Source organism: Tannerella serpentiformis, assembly GCF_003033925.1.
GTDB lineage: Bacteria > Bacteroidota > Bacteroidia > Bacteroidales > Tannerellaceae > Tannerella > Tannerella serpentiformis.
Map to the genome: position 1 here is coordinate 2370675 of NZ_CP028365.1, position 16896 is coordinate 2387570.

General features: G+C 56.8%; 13 protein-coding genes and 1 tRNA gene. 2 read left to right on the forward strand and 12 right to left on the reverse strand.

The features are described 5' to 3' along the window. Nucleotides 1–76 precede the first annotated feature (76 nt). Entirely contained in the window at nt 77–532 is a 456-nt protein-coding gene (gene queF, locus C7123_RS10005; protein WP_037985179.1) for a preQ(1) synthase, read from the reverse strand. Nucleotides 533–672: 140 nt separating this feature from the next. After that, nucleotides 673–1851, reverse strand: coding sequence for a MalY/PatB family protein (locus C7123_RS10010; RefSeq protein WP_069174933.1), 1179 nt, complete (start codon nt 1849–1851; stop codon nt 673–675). Nucleotides 1852–1929: 78 nt separating this feature from the next. Here C7123_RS10010 and C7123_RS10015 point away from each other — a divergent pair, with 78 nt between their 5' ends. Then, the gene (locus tag C7123_RS10015; RefSeq protein WP_159049896.1) at nt 1930–2601 is read left to right on the forward strand and encodes a hypothetical protein; all 672 of its coding nucleotides are present in this window, start codon (nt 1930–1932) and stop codon (nt 2599–2601) included. A 92-nt stretch (nt 2602–2693) separates the two neighbouring features. Here C7123_RS10015 and C7123_RS10020 read toward each other — a convergent pair whose 3' ends face one another. The 10 genes from C7123_RS10020 to C7123_RS10065 all read right to left on the reverse strand — a co-directional run bounded on the left by C7123_RS10020 (nt 2694) and on the right by C7123_RS10065 (nt 13950). Next, nucleotides 2694–3578, reverse strand: a complete 885-nt coding sequence (locus C7123_RS10020) for an MlaD family protein (protein WP_037984914.1) — start codon at nt 3576–3578, stop codon at nt 2694–2696. A gap of 29 nt (nt 3579–3607) precedes the next feature. Beyond that, nucleotides 3608–4834: an N-acetylmuramoyl-L-alanine amidase family protein gene (locus tag C7123_RS10025; RefSeq protein WP_083206822.1), complete on the reverse strand. Its 1227-nt coding sequence runs from the start codon at nt 4832–4834 to the stop codon at nt 3608–3610. 1288 nt (nt 4835–6122) lie between these two features. Further along, nucleotides 6123–6195: transfer RNA gene (locus tag C7123_RS10030), tRNA-Lys, on the reverse strand. A 155-nt stretch (nt 6196–6350) separates the two neighbouring features. Further along, nucleotides 6351–6812 carry an ATPase gene (locus C7123_RS10035; RefSeq protein ID WP_069174935.1) on the reverse strand — a complete coding sequence of 154 codons (462 nt, stop codon included), beginning with the start codon at nt 6810–6812 and terminating at the stop codon, nt 6351–6353. A 55-nt stretch (nt 6813–6867) separates the two neighbouring features. Continuing rightward, nucleotides 6868–8736 (reverse strand): V-type ATP synthase subunit I, encoded by a 1869-nt coding sequence (locus tag C7123_RS10040; RefSeq protein ID WP_069174936.1) that lies wholly within the window; start codon nt 8734–8736, stop codon nt 6868–6870. Further along, nucleotides 8733–9344, reverse strand: a complete 612-nt coding sequence (locus C7123_RS10045; RefSeq protein ID WP_037984910.1) for a V-type ATP synthase subunit D — start codon at nt 9342–9344, stop codon at nt 8733–8735. Before C7123_RS10045 ends, C7123_RS10040 begins: the two co-directional genes overlap by 4 nt. Before the next feature lie 24 nt (nt 9345–9368). Continuing rightward, nucleotides 9369–10694 carry a V-type ATP synthase subunit B gene (locus C7123_RS10050; protein ID WP_037994707.1) on the reverse strand — a complete coding sequence of 442 codons (1326 nt, stop codon included), beginning with the start codon at nt 10692–10694 and terminating at the stop codon, nt 9369–9371. Between the two features lie 14 nt (nt 10695–10708). Further along, nucleotides 10709–12475: a V-type ATP synthase subunit A gene (locus tag C7123_RS10055; protein WP_069174937.1), complete on the reverse strand. Its 1767-nt coding sequence runs from the start codon at nt 12473–12475 to the stop codon at nt 10709–10711. Between the two features lie 12 nt (nt 12476–12487). Next, nucleotides 12488–13357 carry a DUF2764 family protein gene (locus tag C7123_RS10060; RefSeq protein ID WP_069174938.1) on the reverse strand — a complete coding sequence of 290 codons (870 nt, stop codon included), beginning with the start codon at nt 13355–13357 and terminating at the stop codon, nt 12488–12490. Further along, nucleotides 13354–13950, reverse strand: coding sequence for an ATP synthase subunit E (locus tag C7123_RS10065; protein ID WP_037985167.1), 597 nt, complete (start codon nt 13948–13950; stop codon nt 13354–13356). The genes C7123_RS10060 and C7123_RS10065 overlap by 4 nt, the downstream gene beginning before the upstream one ends. A 950-nt stretch (nt 13951–14900) precedes the next feature. Here C7123_RS10065 and C7123_RS10070 point away from each other — a divergent pair. Further along, complete coding sequence (locus C7123_RS10070) at nt 14901–16889, forward strand: glucosamine-6-phosphate deaminase (protein ID WP_069176334.1); 1989 nt, start codon at nt 14901–14903, stop codon at nt 16887–16889. The last annotated feature ends 7 nt before the right edge of the window (nt 16890–16896 follow it).

The following is a 16896-nucleotide window of genomic DNA, read 5'->3' on the forward strand; positions in this document are numbered from 1 at the left end:
GTGTATGTGATACACCTCAGCACTCCCGTCGGCAGGACTTCTCGTTTTTAGCTCACTACGGCACACCCTTAGCTCACTATAGTGGCCCGCTGTCGAACAGCCGCCGCTCGGCCAGTGCCTCGTACCGTGTGCCAGGTCGGCCGTAGGTGCAGAGTGGGTGGATGCTGATGCCTCCGCGTGGCGTGAAGATGCCCCGCACTTCGATGTACTTCGGATCCATGAGCCGGATCAGATCCTTCATGATCAGGTTCACACAATCCTCGTGGAAGGCTCCGTGTGTGCGGAAGCTGAAGAGGTAGAGCTTGAGGCTTTTACTCTCGACCATCTTCACGTCCGGGATGTAGTCGATCGTGATCGTGGCGAAATCTGGCTGGCCCGTGATGGGGCAGAGGCTGGTGAACTCGGGGCAGTCGAAGTGCACGCGGTAATCACGCTCCGGGTGGCGGTTGGTGAAGGCCTCCAGCACCTCGGGCGCATAATCTTGACGGTAGTCCGTCTTCTTACCCAAGAGGGTTAGTTCTCGTTTTTCCATGCCGCAAAGGTATTTCAGCGGACATTTTGCCCGCAGCTCAGCCTGAACAAGCGCCCCTCCTTCTTTCAACCAAGGGAATAAAAAAGCGTGTGCCCCACACGGATCGTGGGACACACGCTAAAGATGGTCGGAGCACGGGATTACTTCCCGTTTACTGCCTCGGTCAATCGGTCGAGCGCCGTCTGAAGCGTGGCACGCGGACAGCCGACGTTGAGTCGCATGAAGCCCGTACCCTCATGGCCAAACATGGCGCCATCATTGAGTGCCAGCCGTGCACGGTCGACAAAGAGCTGGATCAGTTCGTCGTGCGACAGTCCCAGCCCACGACAGTCGAGCCAGACGAGGAACGACGCTTGCGGTCGATAGACCTTCACCTTGGGTAATCGCTCCCGGAGGTACGCCTCAACAAACGCCACGTTCTCCCACACGTAGGCCAGCATTTGCCGTCGCCATTCGGCGCCTTCCGGGGTGTAGGCCGCCTTGGTAGCCTCGTAAGCGAAGATCGTCCCATGGTTGAACTCGCCCGCTTCGAGGAACGAATAGAAAGCCTGCCGCAGACGGTCGTTCGGTACGATGGCGTACGAGGAGACGATGCCGGCAATGTTGAACGTTTTGCTCGGGGCCGTGAAGAGAATGCTGCACGCCGCTGCCTCGTCCGATACGGTCGGGAAGGGGTAATGGCGGAAGCCCGGGAAGGCCATTTCGGCGTGGATCTCGTCCGAGACGACCATCAGGTTGTGGCGCACGCAGATGGATGCCAGTCGCTGCAGCGTCTCCTTAGACCACACGATGCCCGCGGGGTTGTGCGGATTGGAGAGGATGAGCAGCTTGCAACGATCGTCGATGATGGATTCCAATTGCTCAAAATCCATCTCATACACACCGTCAACCAGCCGCAGCGGGTTGGTGATCACCTCGCGCTGCATGCCCTCGGGCACAAGGCGGAAGGGATGATAGACGGGCGGCTGAATGATGATACGGTCACCGGGCTTTGTGAAGTGATCGATCACGAAGGCAAAGCCCTTGACAATCCCCGGGATGTAAGAGATCCATTCGCGGCGGATGTCCCACCCATGCAGGTCGTGCACCCAGCGAATGATGGCGTCGTAGTACGCCGACGACGGAAACGTATACCCGAACACAGGGTGCTCACAGCGTCGGCGCAGCGCATCGAGGATGAAGTCCGGCGTTCGGAAGTCCATGTCAGCCACCCAAAGTGGCATCAGACCATCTCGCCCGAAGTTCTCCGTCAGTGCGTCATACTTAATAGAATCAGTGTTTGTTCTCTCGATAAACTCATTGAAATCATACTGTTTCATGGTGCAATAATTTTTCGGGAGGCAAATGTAATAACTTTGCCCCGACTTAATTAATCATAAATAGAAAAGAAAGAAATGATGAGAAAGAATTTGATCTACGGAGCACTGATCCTCTGCATGGGGTTGCTCCTGGGCAGTTGCAGTAAGAATGACGACCCGAAAACGAGCGAGTTAGCTGGCACATGGAAGCTGAAGGAGAAGGGCCATACAGAGGTTGTATGGGAAGCACCGAGCGACCTTACGCTGGAGATGATGGGGCGGAAATTTCCCGCCAGTATGCTCTCTGGCTACCTCACACCGATGCTCAGCAACTTAATTGGCAATGCTCTGCAAGGCGTGACTTTGACGTCCGATGGTAAGGTGAAAACCACCGTCTATACGGACGCGGCGAAGAAGACCACAGCCGTCTCTGAGGGCTATGCCACCTACAAGGACGAAGGTAACGGTCGCCTGATGCTCTACTTCACCGACAAGACTTTTTCTGAGTTGAAGAACGTCGATGCTCAGACGTTGACGCAGATCAAGGCTGCGCTGAAGGACGGTGTCCCCGTACGCTATGCCATCAGTGGCAACAGCGCCCGTTTCTATCTCGACACCGAGACGATCAAGGCCATGCGCAACTACCTCCCCGCGCTCTTCTCGATGGCTGGCGGTATGCCTCCCCAGGTATTGAAAGGTCTACAGGCTGGGCTAGCTAATGTGGTGGAGAAGTCGACCAAAATAGAGCTCGCACTGAACGTAGAGCGATAAACCGCTCTCTCCGTTAAATAGAGAAATCCCCCCTTCTGCCGATGGTGGAAGGGGGGATTTCTGTTTGGTATGCGGGGGACGAGTTGCGGAGGTCAGAAGAGCGAGAAGCGCACGTAGCGTTTCGGGTTCTGCTTAAAGTCAATCAGCAGATTGTTGGCGCTTCCGACGGTCTGATTGAGATTCTGATAGAGCGACGTGTCGTTGAGCAGCAGCCCCATCGAATTGTCTTTCGCGTTCAGCTTAGCCGTCGTCTGATTCAGGTTGCCGATGGTCTGATTGAGCGACTGCACGGTGCCGTTCAGATCCAGCGTGCGCAGATCGCCACTCAGGGCTGAGAAGTTGGCCGAAGCCGTGTTGAGGTTGCCCGCAATGGCCGGCACATCCCTTTGCAATAGCCGGTTCAGCTGTCGAGACGATTGCTCCAGCCCAGCCGTCGTTCGCTCGATATTCTCCAGCGACTGTGTCAGCGCAGGATGGTTGACCAGCACTTGCAGTCCGGCCAGGATCGAATCCAGCTTCGGCAAGAGTGCCATCACCTGCGGCAGCATTTGGTCCTGCACGGTCGACATCAGACTCTCCGGCTGACGTCCCTCGATGGTGTCGCCTGATTGCAGGTATTCGTCCACATATTTATTGAGTTGGATATGCAGTTCAGCACCGCTGAGGAGGGTCTTTTCCAGCGATACGTAACTGCCCCGATTGATGCGCATACTCTTTTCGAGGTTGATCTCAACGAGTATCCGGTTCGTTGTCGAATAGTCGTAAAAGATGTTTCTCACCAGTCCTACCTTGAAGCCCTCGACGTAGACAGGGCTGGAAATCGTTACGTCCTTCACGTTCGTGCAGGCCACGAAATAGCGGTTGACGGGGCGGAACAGGTTGATCCCCTTCAGGTAATTGACACCCAAGTAAAGTAATGTCAGGCTGATGATCGTCACAAGGCCGATCGTCACCTCTTTGGAAAACTTCATCTTCATATTTCTGTTATAGATCTGTCTCTCTCCGGTTATTTCAGCCGCTTTCCGTCCTTCATGCGGATAATGAAAGCGTTGGGGAAATCCTTCTGGAGTTCCCGATGGAGCCGCTGTATGTCTTTGAACTCCGTCGTCTCGCCACACGTGTATTTATACTTGCCTCCCTCGCGGTAATAGCTCGTGCGACGGCCTTTGAAGGCTCGGGCATTGTCCGGTAGTGGTTTGTCAGAAGTCAAGATCTGCACCTTGTAAACGACCCCGCTGCTGCTTGTTGACGAATGGCGGCTCTCGCCCACCACGCTACGTGCCGGACCATCAAACTGCACCGACACACTCGACCGTGATGACGACGAGCTACGACTTGTGGGCGAGCTTTTCGGCTCCTCTTTCTTCTTTTCCGGAGCCTCTTTACGGCTTACGCCCTGGCCCTGCTTGCGTTCATAGTCGCGTTTGTAGCGTCCGAACGCGTTATAAATAGCCCGCGCCAACTCTGTGCGCCCCTTGTCGGAGGCCATGTAACTCTCCTCGTCAGGGTTTGAAATGTAGCCTACCTCAACGAGCACACTAGGCATGCTGGTCGCCTTCAGTACCAAGAATCCAGCCTGCCGCACACCACGATTTCTCCGCCCCGCTTGCTCGAATCCACGCTGAATTTCAGTGGCCAGTGCGATGCTTTGCGCCATGTTTTTATTCTGAATCAGGTCGAACATGATGTACGACTCTGAGGAATTGGGGTTGAAGTTTTCGTAGCGCTTCTTGTAATTGTCCTCCAGTAGGATGGCGGAATTTTCCAGCATCGCCACGTCCAGATTCTCCTTCGTTTGCGCCAATCCCAGGGTATACGTTTCCGTGCCCCGGACAGAACTGCCGTGCTTCAGCGAATTGGTATGGATGGAAATAAAGAGGTTGGCGTTGTTGTGGTTGGCTATGTTGGCACGCGTCTCCAAGCCCACAAATTTGTCGCCTGTCCGCGTGTAGATCACCTTGACGTCCTTGTGCCCCTCGGCGATCATCTCGCCCAGCCTTTTGGCGATAGCCAAATTGATGTTCTTCTCGTTCGTTTTGCGCCCCCTGGCGCCGGGATCGCGTCCGCCATGTCCAGCGTCGATCACCACAGTGAATGTTTTCTTACTCGCCTGCAGCTGTGGAGCACACCACAACGTGCAGAGGATGGAGACGATAAGCACGCTCCACAGCTTGTTTCTAATCGTTCCGTTTACCACCACTTTGTTTTTTGCGCAGATTGTTTGAATGTGCATCTTTCAAAAAAGAAAAAGGTCGATTGGCAACCGTATAGGCTCCCCTCATTTGTTTCGATAAGTGGGGGCTATCGTGCTGATCGACGGGGACAAAAGTAGGAAAACTTTCAAGAGGCCTTTGTGGCGCGGCGGCTTCCACGGCCGATCCTGCGGCTCTGTCGTGCCCCCGCGAAGCCTCCGCCGAAACCTCCGCGAAGCCATTTTGAACATGCGAACCTCTCGTCCGAACCTCCGTGGCCTCATTTCCAATCCGTGAAGGCATCAACCAAACCGCTGTACCCCCATTTCCTATCCGTGAAGGCATCTACCGAACCACGGTGTCCCCATTTCCTATCCGTGAAGCCTTCAACCAAACCTCCGCGAAGCCATTTTCAATCAATGAAGACATCAACCAGATTTTACCCATGTTTTTGTGATGTCACGAAGGTCTGGATGATATACTCATAATATACGAATGCGCGCATGAATTAAAGATAAGTGTTATATTCATAATAGCACGCGTGGATAAAATATAGTACAATGAGTGAAATAGATTCATGTGTAATCACGAATGATTATATATAATACGATTTATAATCTTGTGAACACAACAATCTGTGTAAATTGTATTCTCATATATAGATGTATACAGGATAAATCGCATGAGATATGATTATTCTTTATGTGATATCATGATTGCATGTATGATATACTTATAATATACACATGTGCGCATGGGTTATAGAAGAATGCTATATTTATAAGAGTATGTGTGGATGAGGAATAGTATAACAAGTTGAATAGATCTATATGTGATCATGGTGAGTCGTTTACAATGTGATTTATGTTCTTGTGAGCGCATGTAATCGTATATATTATATCCTCAGATGTATGTGCGTGCAGAATAAGTTATAGGAGATGCTATTATTCTTCATGTGATATCACGAATTAGTGATTCCTTTGACAGTGGACACTTCACAGATTGAAAATGGCTTCGCGGCGTTTGGTTTGGAGGCTTTGCGGATTGAAAATGACGTTGTGGAAAAGGCGATGAAGGCTTCGCGGGTTGAATCTGGAGCCACCAGATTTGGTTTGGGGGCTTCGTAAAGTGGAAATGGCCTTGCGGGATTCGTGGTGATAGCGTTGCGTCAGGAGGGGAGGGTGGAGGCGTTGTCGGTGGGTGTCATGCGCCGGCGGGAGGGTGCGGATCGGATTCAGGAGGCGAAGGGGTGAAAACAAAAAGGCTGCACTGGATGAACCAGCGCAGCCTTTGCTTTTATCTATTCAATCGGAAGAAATTGTTTCGGTGTGACCCCGGAGAGGCTCGAACTCTCGACCCAATGATTAAGAGTCATTTGCTCTACCAACTGAGCTACGGAGTCAAAAATCATCATTCCGTCGAACGATTACGGCTGCAAAAGTAGTGCTTCGATTCACTTCTCCAAATCTCGACCCCTATTTTTTCTCTGATTGCACAAAAAAGCCCCCTCGCTCTTTGGGGGAGAGGAGGGGGCTGATGATTCCTTTTGGAGGGCAATTAGGCTGCCACAGCGGGGAAGGTGAACGATATCAGGATGGACACAACGAGGGCGAGGATGGCGTAGAGCTCGGGGAATACGGCCATAACCATCGTGGCGGCAAAGACGTTGTGGCCGGCGCCGGTGGCGGCGATACCGTTGGCGCAAACGTGTGCCTGACGAATGGATGAGTAGAAGCCGGCAAAGCCCATGATCAGTCCGGCACCGAAGATACCGGCGGCCGTAACCCAAGGCATGTCAGCAACGAGGAATTTTTGCACCATCATATAGGCTACGAAGCCGTAAAGTCCCTGCGAACTGGGCAGGGCGCTCAGGGCGATGTATGTACCCATTTTCTCTGGGGCTTTCTTCATCGCTCCCACTACGGCGTTACCGCAAATTGTCAATCCAAATGCACTGCCGATGCCGCTCAGGCCGACCATCAGTGCTACTCCTACATACGCTAATAATACTGGTCCCATAATTCTAAATACTTTGTTTTTGAGGTTCTATTATTCTATTATTCTATTCATTGATTCATATTTTCCGGAAGGGAGCGTAGGCGGTGCCGCCGCCTTCAAATTCCGAGTTCTTATAGTACTCCACGTAGATCAGACGCATGGGGTGAACCAGCGAGCTGACCATGCTCAGGCCGATGTTGAGGGCGTGGCCGACGAGCAGGATGAGGAGCATCGGTAGCCAGCGCACCCAGATGGGCATGGTGGCGGTCATGTCGACGGCCATCGTGTTGAAGACACCACCCAGCAGGGATCCGGTCAGGCCGATGGCGTAGAGTCGGATGTAGGAGAGGGTGTCGCCCAGAAGGCCGGATGCGGTGTTGTACGTCGCCCAAATGCCCGAACCGAAATTGAGGAAGACGTTCTTGCCGGGCGAGTTGTAGAAGAAGGCGATGAGGGCGCCGACGCCGGCCACGCCATAGAGGGCGTAAACGACGGGTTGCGGCAGGTGGATATTCATCATCGGCAGTCCGACGGCCAGCGCCAGCGCCAAGATGAGGAAGACCCACGCGAAGGCGGCGAGGCTGTACTTGAGTCCGCGCTGCACCTTGACCTTCATCGCGGCCACAAACTTGCCATAGAGCACATGGATGAAGCCGATGACGAGCGAGAGGGTCATGATGTTGTCGCTCGTCAGGAAGTAACGCTTGACGCTCGCCAGAGCGGGGATCTCGGCGATGTTGACGCCGAAGAAGGAGCCAGAAAGGGTGCCCACGACTAACGTAGCGATGCCGAAACACTGGAGGAGCGAGAGGATCGGTTTCATGTCGGCTTTGGCCTTCCGCTTCATCAGTGTGCCCAGGAGAAGGAGTAGGAGCCCGTAGCCGCCGTCGCCGAAACAGATGCCGAAGAAGAGCATGAAGAAGGGGGCGAAGAGGGGCGTGGAGTCGAACTCGTGGGCGTTGGGCAGGGAGTAAAGCCGGGTGATAGGCTCGAAGAGTCGGTTGAAGCGGTTGTTCTTCAGTTCGATGGGGATGTCGTCCTCATCGCTGATCTTGAGCTTGCGGCAGTAGTAGTCGCCGCGGTCGAGGGCCGACTCGAGCGACTGCGCCTCAGCCGTGGGGATCCACCCCTCGAGGAGCATGAGTCGGTCGTCAGCCTCGCGTTCGGTTTGCACCTTGGCGTTGTCCCACGTGTACTCGTTTTCAAGCAGTCGGCCGTAGGCTTCGAGCGTGCGGTAGTCGTTGAGAGCGACGGCCAACAGCTCAGCGTTCAACTCCTCGCGCTGGCGACGCTGTGCCTCGCGCATGTCACGGAGGGCGCGGAGGTCCTTCTCTGGCATACGCACCCGTTCGGCGTCGATCTCGATCGGGCTGCCTATGGGTGTGATGGTGATGAAGTAGGTGGCCGACTGTGCGGTGGCGATGGGAACGGCATAGAAGTCCGTCTCCCAGGCTTCGTCGTAGCGTGCAGCGGGGCAGGAGAAGAAGGTGACTTCGTGGCCTGCTTCGCGGAGGCGACGTAGGTTGGCGTAGTCGAACTCACCCCAGACTTGCATTGTGGCGAGATCTTTCTCTGTGGCCTGCTCAGCGGCCTGAGCCTTTTCGATCCGGTCGCGTAGGTTGTCGATCCGGTCTAACAGAGCGGCGCCCTCGTCGGCCGTCACGGGTCGCTCAGGGGCGAGGGGCAGCGTGACTTTCGCCTTGTTACCGGTGGCTTTCGCGTCGGCCTTGAGGGCTTCGAGGCGACTCTCCTGCGTGTGCTTCAACTGGCGCATCTCGCTTTCGAGGCGTTTGCGCTCGGCCATGAGGCGTTGCAGCCCCGCGTCGTCTTTCTCCGACTTTGTTTCCCGGATATGCACCACGCCTAAGGAGCGCAGCAGTTCCAGGAAGGCGTCATATTCTTTATGGTACACCATGAAGGCGTACTTGCTCATTTTTACAATCATGCTTCTGCCTCCTTCGCGTTACGTTTTTCTTGATTGGCGCGCATAATCTTCTGCGACGATTTGGAGAGGCTCTCTTCGTCTTCCATAAAGCGCTTGATCTTACGGATGGCGTCCTTGTAGCCGGGGATCTGCACCTTTTCGAAAAGGTTCAGCTTCTGTGTGGTGCGTCGGCGGGCACGTTCAAGCATGTCGAGTTTCAGGTTGGTGAACTCTGCTTCGATACCCGTTTCGGCCATTGTCTTGAGTAGCTCGATGCCGTCAGCGTACCACGAGGGGGCGCTGAAGAGGCTGTAGCGGGCGATGCGAAACTCTACGCCGTCGAGCACCGGGATGGGCACGCCGGCGATCTTTCGGGCTGACAGTCGGACGTCCTCCACGGAGATCAGTTCGGGGCGGAACTCGTTCCAGAGCGCCATCATGTACTCATAGTTCCGAATCTCGTTCTCTAACCGATCCTCCAACGCCGCAGCTTCGCCTTTCGTTCGTTTCACCTCCATACGCAGCGCGCTCTCCTTACTTTTGATGGTAGGCAGGGCACGTTCGCGCACCTTCAGTTGCTTATCGAGGCCCTGAAGGGAGGTCTTGTTGTATTGAAATTTAATAGCCATGACAGTTCACTGCGAAGCGTTCGCTCATTTCGCCGTCGGCCAATACTTGTCCACAAGCGCCTGTTTGATGTTGACCTCCTCCTGCTTGAAATGCTTGGCAAAGAGGGTCCACGCCACGTCGAGCATTTCCGTCGTGTTGAGGTTGACGTCGATGGCAAGGAGCTTCTCGGAGTAGTCGCGGGCGAAGGCCAGGGCGCGGTTGTCGTAATCGGTTAGGTCGAAACCGTTCTCCAATTTCGTTTTGGCATCGGCGGCGTCGGCATAGAGTCGGACGGCGGCGTTCATCACCTGCGGGTGATCCTCACGCGTCTTCTTACCCGTCACCAACTGCTTCAGTCGGGAGAGTGAGCGGAACGGGTCGACGATGACCTTGCCCACGTCGCTGTCACGGCGCAGATAAAGCTGTCCCTCGGTGATGTAACCCGTGTTGTCGGGCACGGCGTGCGTGATGTCGCCCCCGGAGAGCGTCGTCACGGCGATGATGGTGATCGATCCGCCGTCGGGGAACTGCACGGCCTTCTCGTAGATCTTGGCCAGGTCAGAGTAGAGCGAGCCCGGCATGGAGTCTTTCGAGGGGATTTGATCCATACGGTTCGACACGATGGAGAGCGCGTCGGCATAGTTCGTCATGTCGGTCAGCAGCACCAAGACCTTCTCGTGCTTCTCTACGGCAAAATATTCCGCGGCTGCCAGCGCCATGTCAGGCACGAGGATGCGCTCTACCGACGGGTCTTCCGTTGTATTGATGAAGCTGACAATGCGGTCGAGTGCACCGGCATTGCTGAAGGTGTTCTTGAAAAAGAGGTAGTCGTCGTTCGTCATACCCATGCCGCCGAGGACGATCTTGTCCGACTGGGCGCGCAGGGCCACCATGGCCATCACCTCGTTGAACGGCTGATCGGGATCGGCGAAGAAGGGGATCTTTTGCCCGGTCACGAGCGTATTGTTCAGGTCGATGCCGGCGATACCTGTAGCGATCAATTCTGACGGCTGCTTACGGCGCACAGGGTTTACTGACGGTCCACCAATCTCCACCTCACGCCCCTCGGGTACGGGGCCGCCGTCCACGGGGTCGCCATAGGCATTGAAGAAACGTCCTGCCAGCTGGTCGCCCACTTTGAGTGACGGTGCTTTGCCCATGAACACCACTTCGGCGTTCGTGCGAATGCCTTCGGTGCCGGAGAACACTTGCAGTGTCACCTCGTCGCCGGCGATCTTCACCACCTGCGCCAGCTTGCCGTCCACTGAAGCCAGTTCGTCGTAGCCCACGCCCGTAGCCTTCAGCGAACAGGTCGCTTTGGTGATCTGCGTGATCTTCGTAAATATCTTTTGAAATGCTTTTGTTGCCATATCTCACTTGATTCTTATTGTTTCGACTCGGCGGCAGCCTCCTGAAGGAGCGTCTCGGCCTGCCGGCTGTAATTCTCGAACTGTTCGCTGCGGAACTCCGAATAGTTCATCTGCTTGAGCACGTTGATCAGTCGCTTGAAGTAGTCCGTCACCTCGCTGAAGTTGTCGAAGGCAAAGTCTTGGTGGCAGATGTCGATCACGCGCTTCATCATGTATTCCTGTCGCTCGAGCGGCGTCACGGAGTCGGTGGCGTCGAAGGCGTCTTGCTGCAGGATGACGAAGTCGATCAGCTCCGACTTCCAGAACGTCACGTGGTAATCCACCGGCACACCGTCGTCGCCCAAGATGTTGATCTGCTCCGCGATTTCCTTGCCGCGCAGCATACGCGTCTTCACCTCGTTCACCATGCCGAGCCATTCTGGCGAGATGTGTTCTGAGACATAGGCCTCAAACTCGGGGTACTCCAAGTATTTCGAATAGCTGTCGATCGGGTTGACGGCCGGGTAGCGCTTGCGGTCGGCGCGTGCCTGCTCGAGGGCGTAGAAACAACGTGCCACCTTCTTCGTGTTCTCCGTCACCGGCTCTTTCAGGTTACCACCCGCAGGCGATACGGTACCGATGAACGTCACCGAACCGGTCTTTCCATTATTCAACACCACCATGCCGGCGCGAGCGTAGAAGTTGGCCACGATCGCAGACAAGTCCATCGGGAAGGCGTCCGGTCCCGGCAGCTCTTCGAGTCGGTTAGACATCTCGCGGAGTGCTTGTGCCCAGCGCGATGTGGAGTCGGCCATAAGCAGCACCTTCAGCCCCATGCTGCGGTAATACTCTGCGATAGTCATGGCCGTGTAGACCGATGCCTCACGCGCAGCCACGGGCATGTTCGAGGTGTTGGCGATGATGATCGTGCGCTCCATCAGCTTGCGGCCTGTGTGCGGATCGACCAGCTCGGGGAACTCTACGAAGATTTCCACTATCTCGTTGGCACGTTCGCCGCAGGCCGCGATGATCACAATGTCCGCCTCGGCCTGCTTCGAGATGGCGTGCTGAAGCACCGTCTTGCCCGTTCCGAACGGCCCGGGGATGAAGCCCGTGCCGCCCTCGACGATCGGGTTCACCGTGTCGATGATGCGCACGCCTGTTTCGAGCAACTTGTACGGCCGCGGCTTCTCCTTGTAACACGTGATGGCGCGCTTCACCGGCCACTTTTGGATCATCGTTACCTCATGCTCCGCACCCTGTTCGTCCGTCAGTACGGCGATGGTGTGCGTCACGGGATACTTGCCCGCAGCTACCACTGACTTTACCTTATATGTACCCTCAAACTTGAACGGCACCATGATGCGGTGCGGCTGCGCGTTCTCTTCCACCTCGCCGAGCCACGCGCCGGCCTCGACCGTGTCGCCGGCCTTAGCCAGCGGCTTGAAGTCCCACAGCCGGTCGTTGTCGAGCGGGTAGGTGTATTCGCCGCGTTTGAGGAAGACGCCGTCCATCTTGTCCAGATCGTTTTGCAGCCCGTCGTAGTTGCGCGAGAGCATACCCGGCCCGAGCGTCACCTCTAACATATGGCCCATGAACTCCGCCTCGTCGCCCACGCGCATGCCGCGTGTGCTCTCGAAGACCTGCACATAGGCGTTGCGCCCGATCACCTTGATCACCTCGGCCATCAGACGCACACCGCCCACGGTGATGTAGCATATTTCGTTTTGAGACACCGGCCCGTCCACTTCCACAGTGACCAGGTTCGACACGATGCCCTTCACAGTTCCCTTTGTTGTCATTCTCTGTAGTATCTATTTTGTATGATTTCGTTTGAATTCGTCCAGCACCGCGGCGCTGCCCTTCTTGAGCGCGCCCACCATGCTGCGGAATGTCTTCTCGCCCGCGGCCGCGTCGAGCGTTGCCCACCGCTCAAGCATCTCCAGGCGCAGCAGGTAAGCAAAGACGCTCTCGAAGTCGAACGTTCGGAAGAACGTCTCCTCCTCTAACCAGTTCCATTTCATCACGTCTAACCTCCGTTCGCGCATCAGCAAATCCGTCTCTTCGGCCACGCGCATCAGCTCCGGCAGGTAGTCCAACGATTCGCCCAGCCCAAAGTCGCGCGCATTCGACGTGCGGAGCAGTTCGGCCGTCTCGTTGCCCGGCACGACATACTCCGCGCGGTCCAAGTCATGCCTCCGACAGGTGATCGCCGTCAGCACGTTGGCCATGTTCAGATTCAGCTCATACCATGCGCTCACGAACGCGTTCTTCGAGCCCATCGCATAGCGGAAATAGCGCGCCGAGAGTCGGTCTTGCCACACCACTGCGTCCATCTCCCGCCCCTCTTCTGCAACCTGGAGATACTCCCGCATGAAGTCCACGAGATACGCCGGCAGCGACGTCCGCGGCAGGGCCTCCTCCGTCTTCAGGGCCGTCAGCACCGCCTCCGCTTCGTCACGAGTCACCGTTCCGCGCGCGTCCCATGCCGTCTCCGCGTGTTGCAGCATCGACAGCACGTTCCGGTTGTCATATTGAAGGAAAAAGCAGGAAAACAGCGGGCGATCCGTGGCCGAAAGCATCGGCATCACCTCCGCCTTGAAGTCCGCCACCGTGTAGGGGCGCCTTCCGTCGTCCAGAGCCACCTCGGGCAGCCCCGCGATCAGGTAATAGTATTTGCTCATTTCGAGAACAGCATCTCAATCAGCTGCGGGCGCAGGAACTCCTTGAAATACTCCACGAACTCCGCCTCGCCGAACTGCACCTTGAACGATCCGTCGGCCGGGGCGATGGCAAACGAAGTCTTGTGGCCGTTCACCTCCTCGATCCGCACGCCGCCCTGGAGCAGCTCCGCAGCCTTAGCCTTGAAATAGGCTGACAGTTTGTCGGCGTCGGAGGTTTGGATGGTCATCTCGCCGTTTTTCGCCCATTCGCGAGCGATTTCGAGCATCATCTGCCGCATGAAGTCGGCGTCCCCCGTGGCGGCCTTCACTTCCTTCCGCACCACGCGGTCGGTGACGAGGTCGGCCACCTCCGTTTTGAGCGCCTCCACGGCCTGCGCGGCATACATCCGGAGTTCTGCCTCCGTGTTCTTACGCAGTTCGTCCGCCTCTCGGCGTGCCTGTTCTACGATGGCGTCGGCCTCCGTGCGCGCTTCGCGCAGCATGCTCGCCTCTTTCTCCTTGGCGTCAGCCACGATGCGCCCGGCCTCCTCGTTGCCTTTCTCCACGCCTTCCCGATAAATTTTCTCGGTCAATTCCTGAATCTTACTGTCCATAACGACGATATTTTCTTGTTAGAGTGTATCTGTTTACTGTTTTGATGCCACAAAGTTACGGCAATTCCACCGACCGCTCGGAGCCGGAGGCCTGTCCACGCCCCCGTGCCGACCCGTTGCAGAACGCCGTAGCACTGTCATTATGGCACGAATCGTGGGCGTGACGCTCTACATCTTCTGCCTTTCATACGTCGCCAAGCCGCTTGACGGCTCCGCTGGCACGCAGGCTCTCCAAAAAGTCGCTTGACGGGGCCGCTGGGTCGTAAGTGGCGCTAAAAAGTCGCTTGACAGCTCCGCTGGCACGCAGCGGCGCTAAAAAGTCGCTTGACGGGGCCGCTGGGTCGTAAGTGGCGCGAAAAAGTCGCTTGACGGCTCCGCTGGCACGCAGCGACGCGAAAAAGTCGCTTGACAGCTCCGCTGGCACGCAGGCTCCTCAAAAAGTCGCTTGACGAGGCCGCTGGCACGCAGGCTCTCCAAAAAGTCGCTTGACGGCTCCGCTGGTACGCAGGCTCCTCAAAATGTCGCATGACGAGGCCGCTGGCACGCAGGCTCTCCAAAATGCGGCATGACGGCTCCGCTGGCACGCAGGCTCTCCAAAATGTCGCATGACGAGGCCGCTGGCACGCAGGCTCTCCAAAATGCGGCATGACGGCTCCGCTGGCACGCAGGCTCTCCAAAATGTCGCATGACGGGCCCGCTGGCACGCAGCGACGTGAAAATGTCGCATGACGGGGCGGCCCTCGCACTCACGTGACCCGAAATGTGGCGCGGTTGCTATACCTATTTATATAGGGGAAGGAATAAGCGAGGGTATCCCTGCTTTCCACATCCTTTTCTGCCCGTGATGAAAGAAAAGGATGCAAAAGAAGATCAAGGCCACACCGGGGCCGGGGAAGTTTGCCGCCCGCGGCTACTTTTGGCGCCCGAATCATACATTTATATATACAGCAATGAGAAATAACCTGAGCTCACAGATTACCCTGACACGCGTCCCGGAGAAGTATTACAAACCGGAGAACGCCTATGAATACAGCCTCCTGACCCGATTCGAGAAGGTCCGGACGCATATCTACGCCACCATGGAGGAGGGCGCTGGAGAGTTGGCCCGCGAACTGGCCACCAGCATCCGCGAACGCCAACGCGAGGGCAAACAGTTTGTTCTGGCCGTGCCTGGCGGACGGTCGCCGTACCCCATCTTCCGACAGCTGATCCGTATGCACCGCGAGGAGGGACTCAGCCTGCGCAACGTGGTCGTCTTCCTCATCTACGAGTTCTATCCGCTCGCGAACGAGGCATACAGCAACATGCACCTCCTGCGCGAGGTCTTCCTTGACCATGTCGACATCCCCAAGGGCAACGTCTACAGCCCCGACGGATTCATCGATAAGAACGACATCTACGACTTCTGCCGGCGTTACGAACAGCGCATCCGCGAGTGTGGCGGCATCGACTGCATGCTGCTCGGCGTGGGGCAGGCGGGGACGATTGGCGTGAATAGCGCCGGTACGTCCGTTAGCTCGCGTACACACCTCGTGCTCATGGACGACACCTCGCGCAAGGAGTCAGCGCAGCTCTTCCGGTCGATCGACAATGTGCCCGCGGGCGTGATCACGATGGGCCTCGGTACGCTCATGGAGGCGGCCAAAGTGGTGCTCGTGGCGTGGGGAGAAAACAAATCACGGATCATCCGTGAGACGATCGAGGCCCCCGCGAGCGATGCCGTGCCGTCCACCTGTCTACAACACCACCCGAACGCCAAGGTCGTGATCGACCTCTCGGCTGCGGGTCAACTGACACGCATCAGTCACCCGTGGCTCGTCACGCCGTGCGTGTGGGATAATAAGCTGATTCGCCGCGCCATCGTTTGGCTTTGTGCGCAGACCGATAAGCCCATCCTGAAGCTCACCAACAAGGATTACAGCGAGCACGGATTAGGCGAACTGCTGGCCCTCTACGGCTCGGCCTACAACGTGAACATTCGCATCTTCAACGACATTCAGCACACCATCACGGGTTGGCCGGGCGGCAAACCCAACGCCGACGACTCGAACCGTCCGGAGCGCGCTAAGCCCTACCCGAAGCGTGTCATCGTCTTCAGTCCGCACCCGGACGACGACGTGATCTCGATGGGCGGCACACTGCGCCGACTCTGCGACCAGCAGCATGAGGTGCACGTGGCTTACGAGACGTCGGGCAACATTGCCGTGGGCGACGACGAGGTGATCCGCTATTGCGAGTATCTGCGCGACGTCAGCGAGCGCTACGCACCGGGCGAGACCCCCATTCGTGAGAAGGCTGAGGAGATTATCCGCTATCTGCGTTACGAAAAGAAGGAGGACGGCCAGCCTGAGCGCCCCGATGTGCTCTTCATGAAGGGCACGATCCGCCGCGAGGAGGCGCGCCACGGCTGCCGTTATTCGGGCGTGAAGGATGAGCATGTGCACTTCCTCGACCTGCCCTTCTACGAGACGGGGCTTGTGAAGAAGAATCCGCTCGGGCAGCGCGACGTGGACATCGTCAAGCAACTACTGACGGAGGTCAAGCCGCACCAGATGTTCGTGGCCGGTGACCTGGCCGACCCGCACGGTACGCACAAGGTCTGCCTCGACGCCGTCCTGGCCGCCGTGGACGAGATGAAGGGCGAGGAATGGCTGAAGGATTGCCGCATTTGGATGTACCGCGGTGCGTGGGCCGAGTGGGAGATGGACCATATCGAGATGGCTGTGCCCATCAGTCCCGAGGAGCTGCGCTACAAGCGTAACGCCATCCTCAAGCACCAGTCGCAGGCCGAGAGCGCGCCGTACCTCGGCGACGACGAGCGACTCTTCTGGCAGCGCGCCGAGGATCGCAACCGCGCCACGGCCGAGATGTACAAGCACCTCGGGCTGGCGGCTTACGAAGCCATCGAGGCCTTCGTGCAATACATTCCCATCGACTGAAAGGGCG

Coding starts and splice junctions, on each gene's coding strand:
- C7123_RS10070 (WP_069176334.1), top strand. CDS start 14,901: ATGAGAAATAACCTGAGCTCACAGATTACCCTGACACGCGTCCCGGAG.
- C7123_RS10055 (WP_069174937.1), bottom strand. CDS start 12,475: ATGACAACAAAGGGAACTGTGAAGGGCATCGTGTCGAACCTGGTCACT.
- C7123_RS10050 (WP_037994707.1), bottom strand. CDS start 10,694: ATGGCAACAAAAGCATTTCAAAAGATATTTACGAAGATCACGCAGATC.
- C7123_RS10060 (WP_069174938.1), bottom strand. CDS start 13,357: ATGAGCAAATACTATTACCTGATCGCGGGGCTGCCCGAGGTGGCTCTG.
- C7123_RS10025 (WP_083206822.1), bottom strand. CDS start 4,834: ATGCACATTCAAACAATCTGCGCAAAAAACAAAGTGGTGGTAAACGGA.
- C7123_RS10015 (WP_159049896.1), top strand. CDS start 1,930: ATGAGAAAGAATTTGATCTACGGAGCACTGATCCTCTGCATGGGGTTG.
- C7123_RS10040 (WP_069174936.1), bottom strand. CDS start 8,736: ATGATTGTAAAAATGAGCAAGTACGCCTTCATGGTGTACCATAAAGAA.
- C7123_RS10035 (WP_069174935.1), bottom strand. CDS start 6,812: ATGGGACCAGTATTATTAGCGTATGTAGGAGTAGCACTGATGGTCGGC.
- C7123_RS10020 (WP_037984914.1), bottom strand. CDS start 3,578: ATGAAGATGAAGTTTTCCAAAGAGGTGACGATCGGCCTTGTGACGATC.
- C7123_RS10045 (WP_037984910.1), bottom strand. CDS start 9,344: ATGGCTATTAAATTTCAATACAACAAGACCTCCCTTCAGGGCCTCGAT.
- C7123_RS10010 (WP_069174933.1), bottom strand. CDS start 1,851: ATGAAACAGTATGATTTCAATGAGTTTATCGAGAGAACAAACACTGAT.
- C7123_RS10065 (WP_037985167.1), bottom strand. CDS start 13,950: ATGGACAGTAAGATTCAGGAATTGACCGAGAAAATTTATCGGGAAGGC.
- queF (WP_037985179.1), bottom strand. CDS start 532: ATGGAAAAACGAGAACTAACCCTCTTGGGTAAGAAGACGGACTACCGT.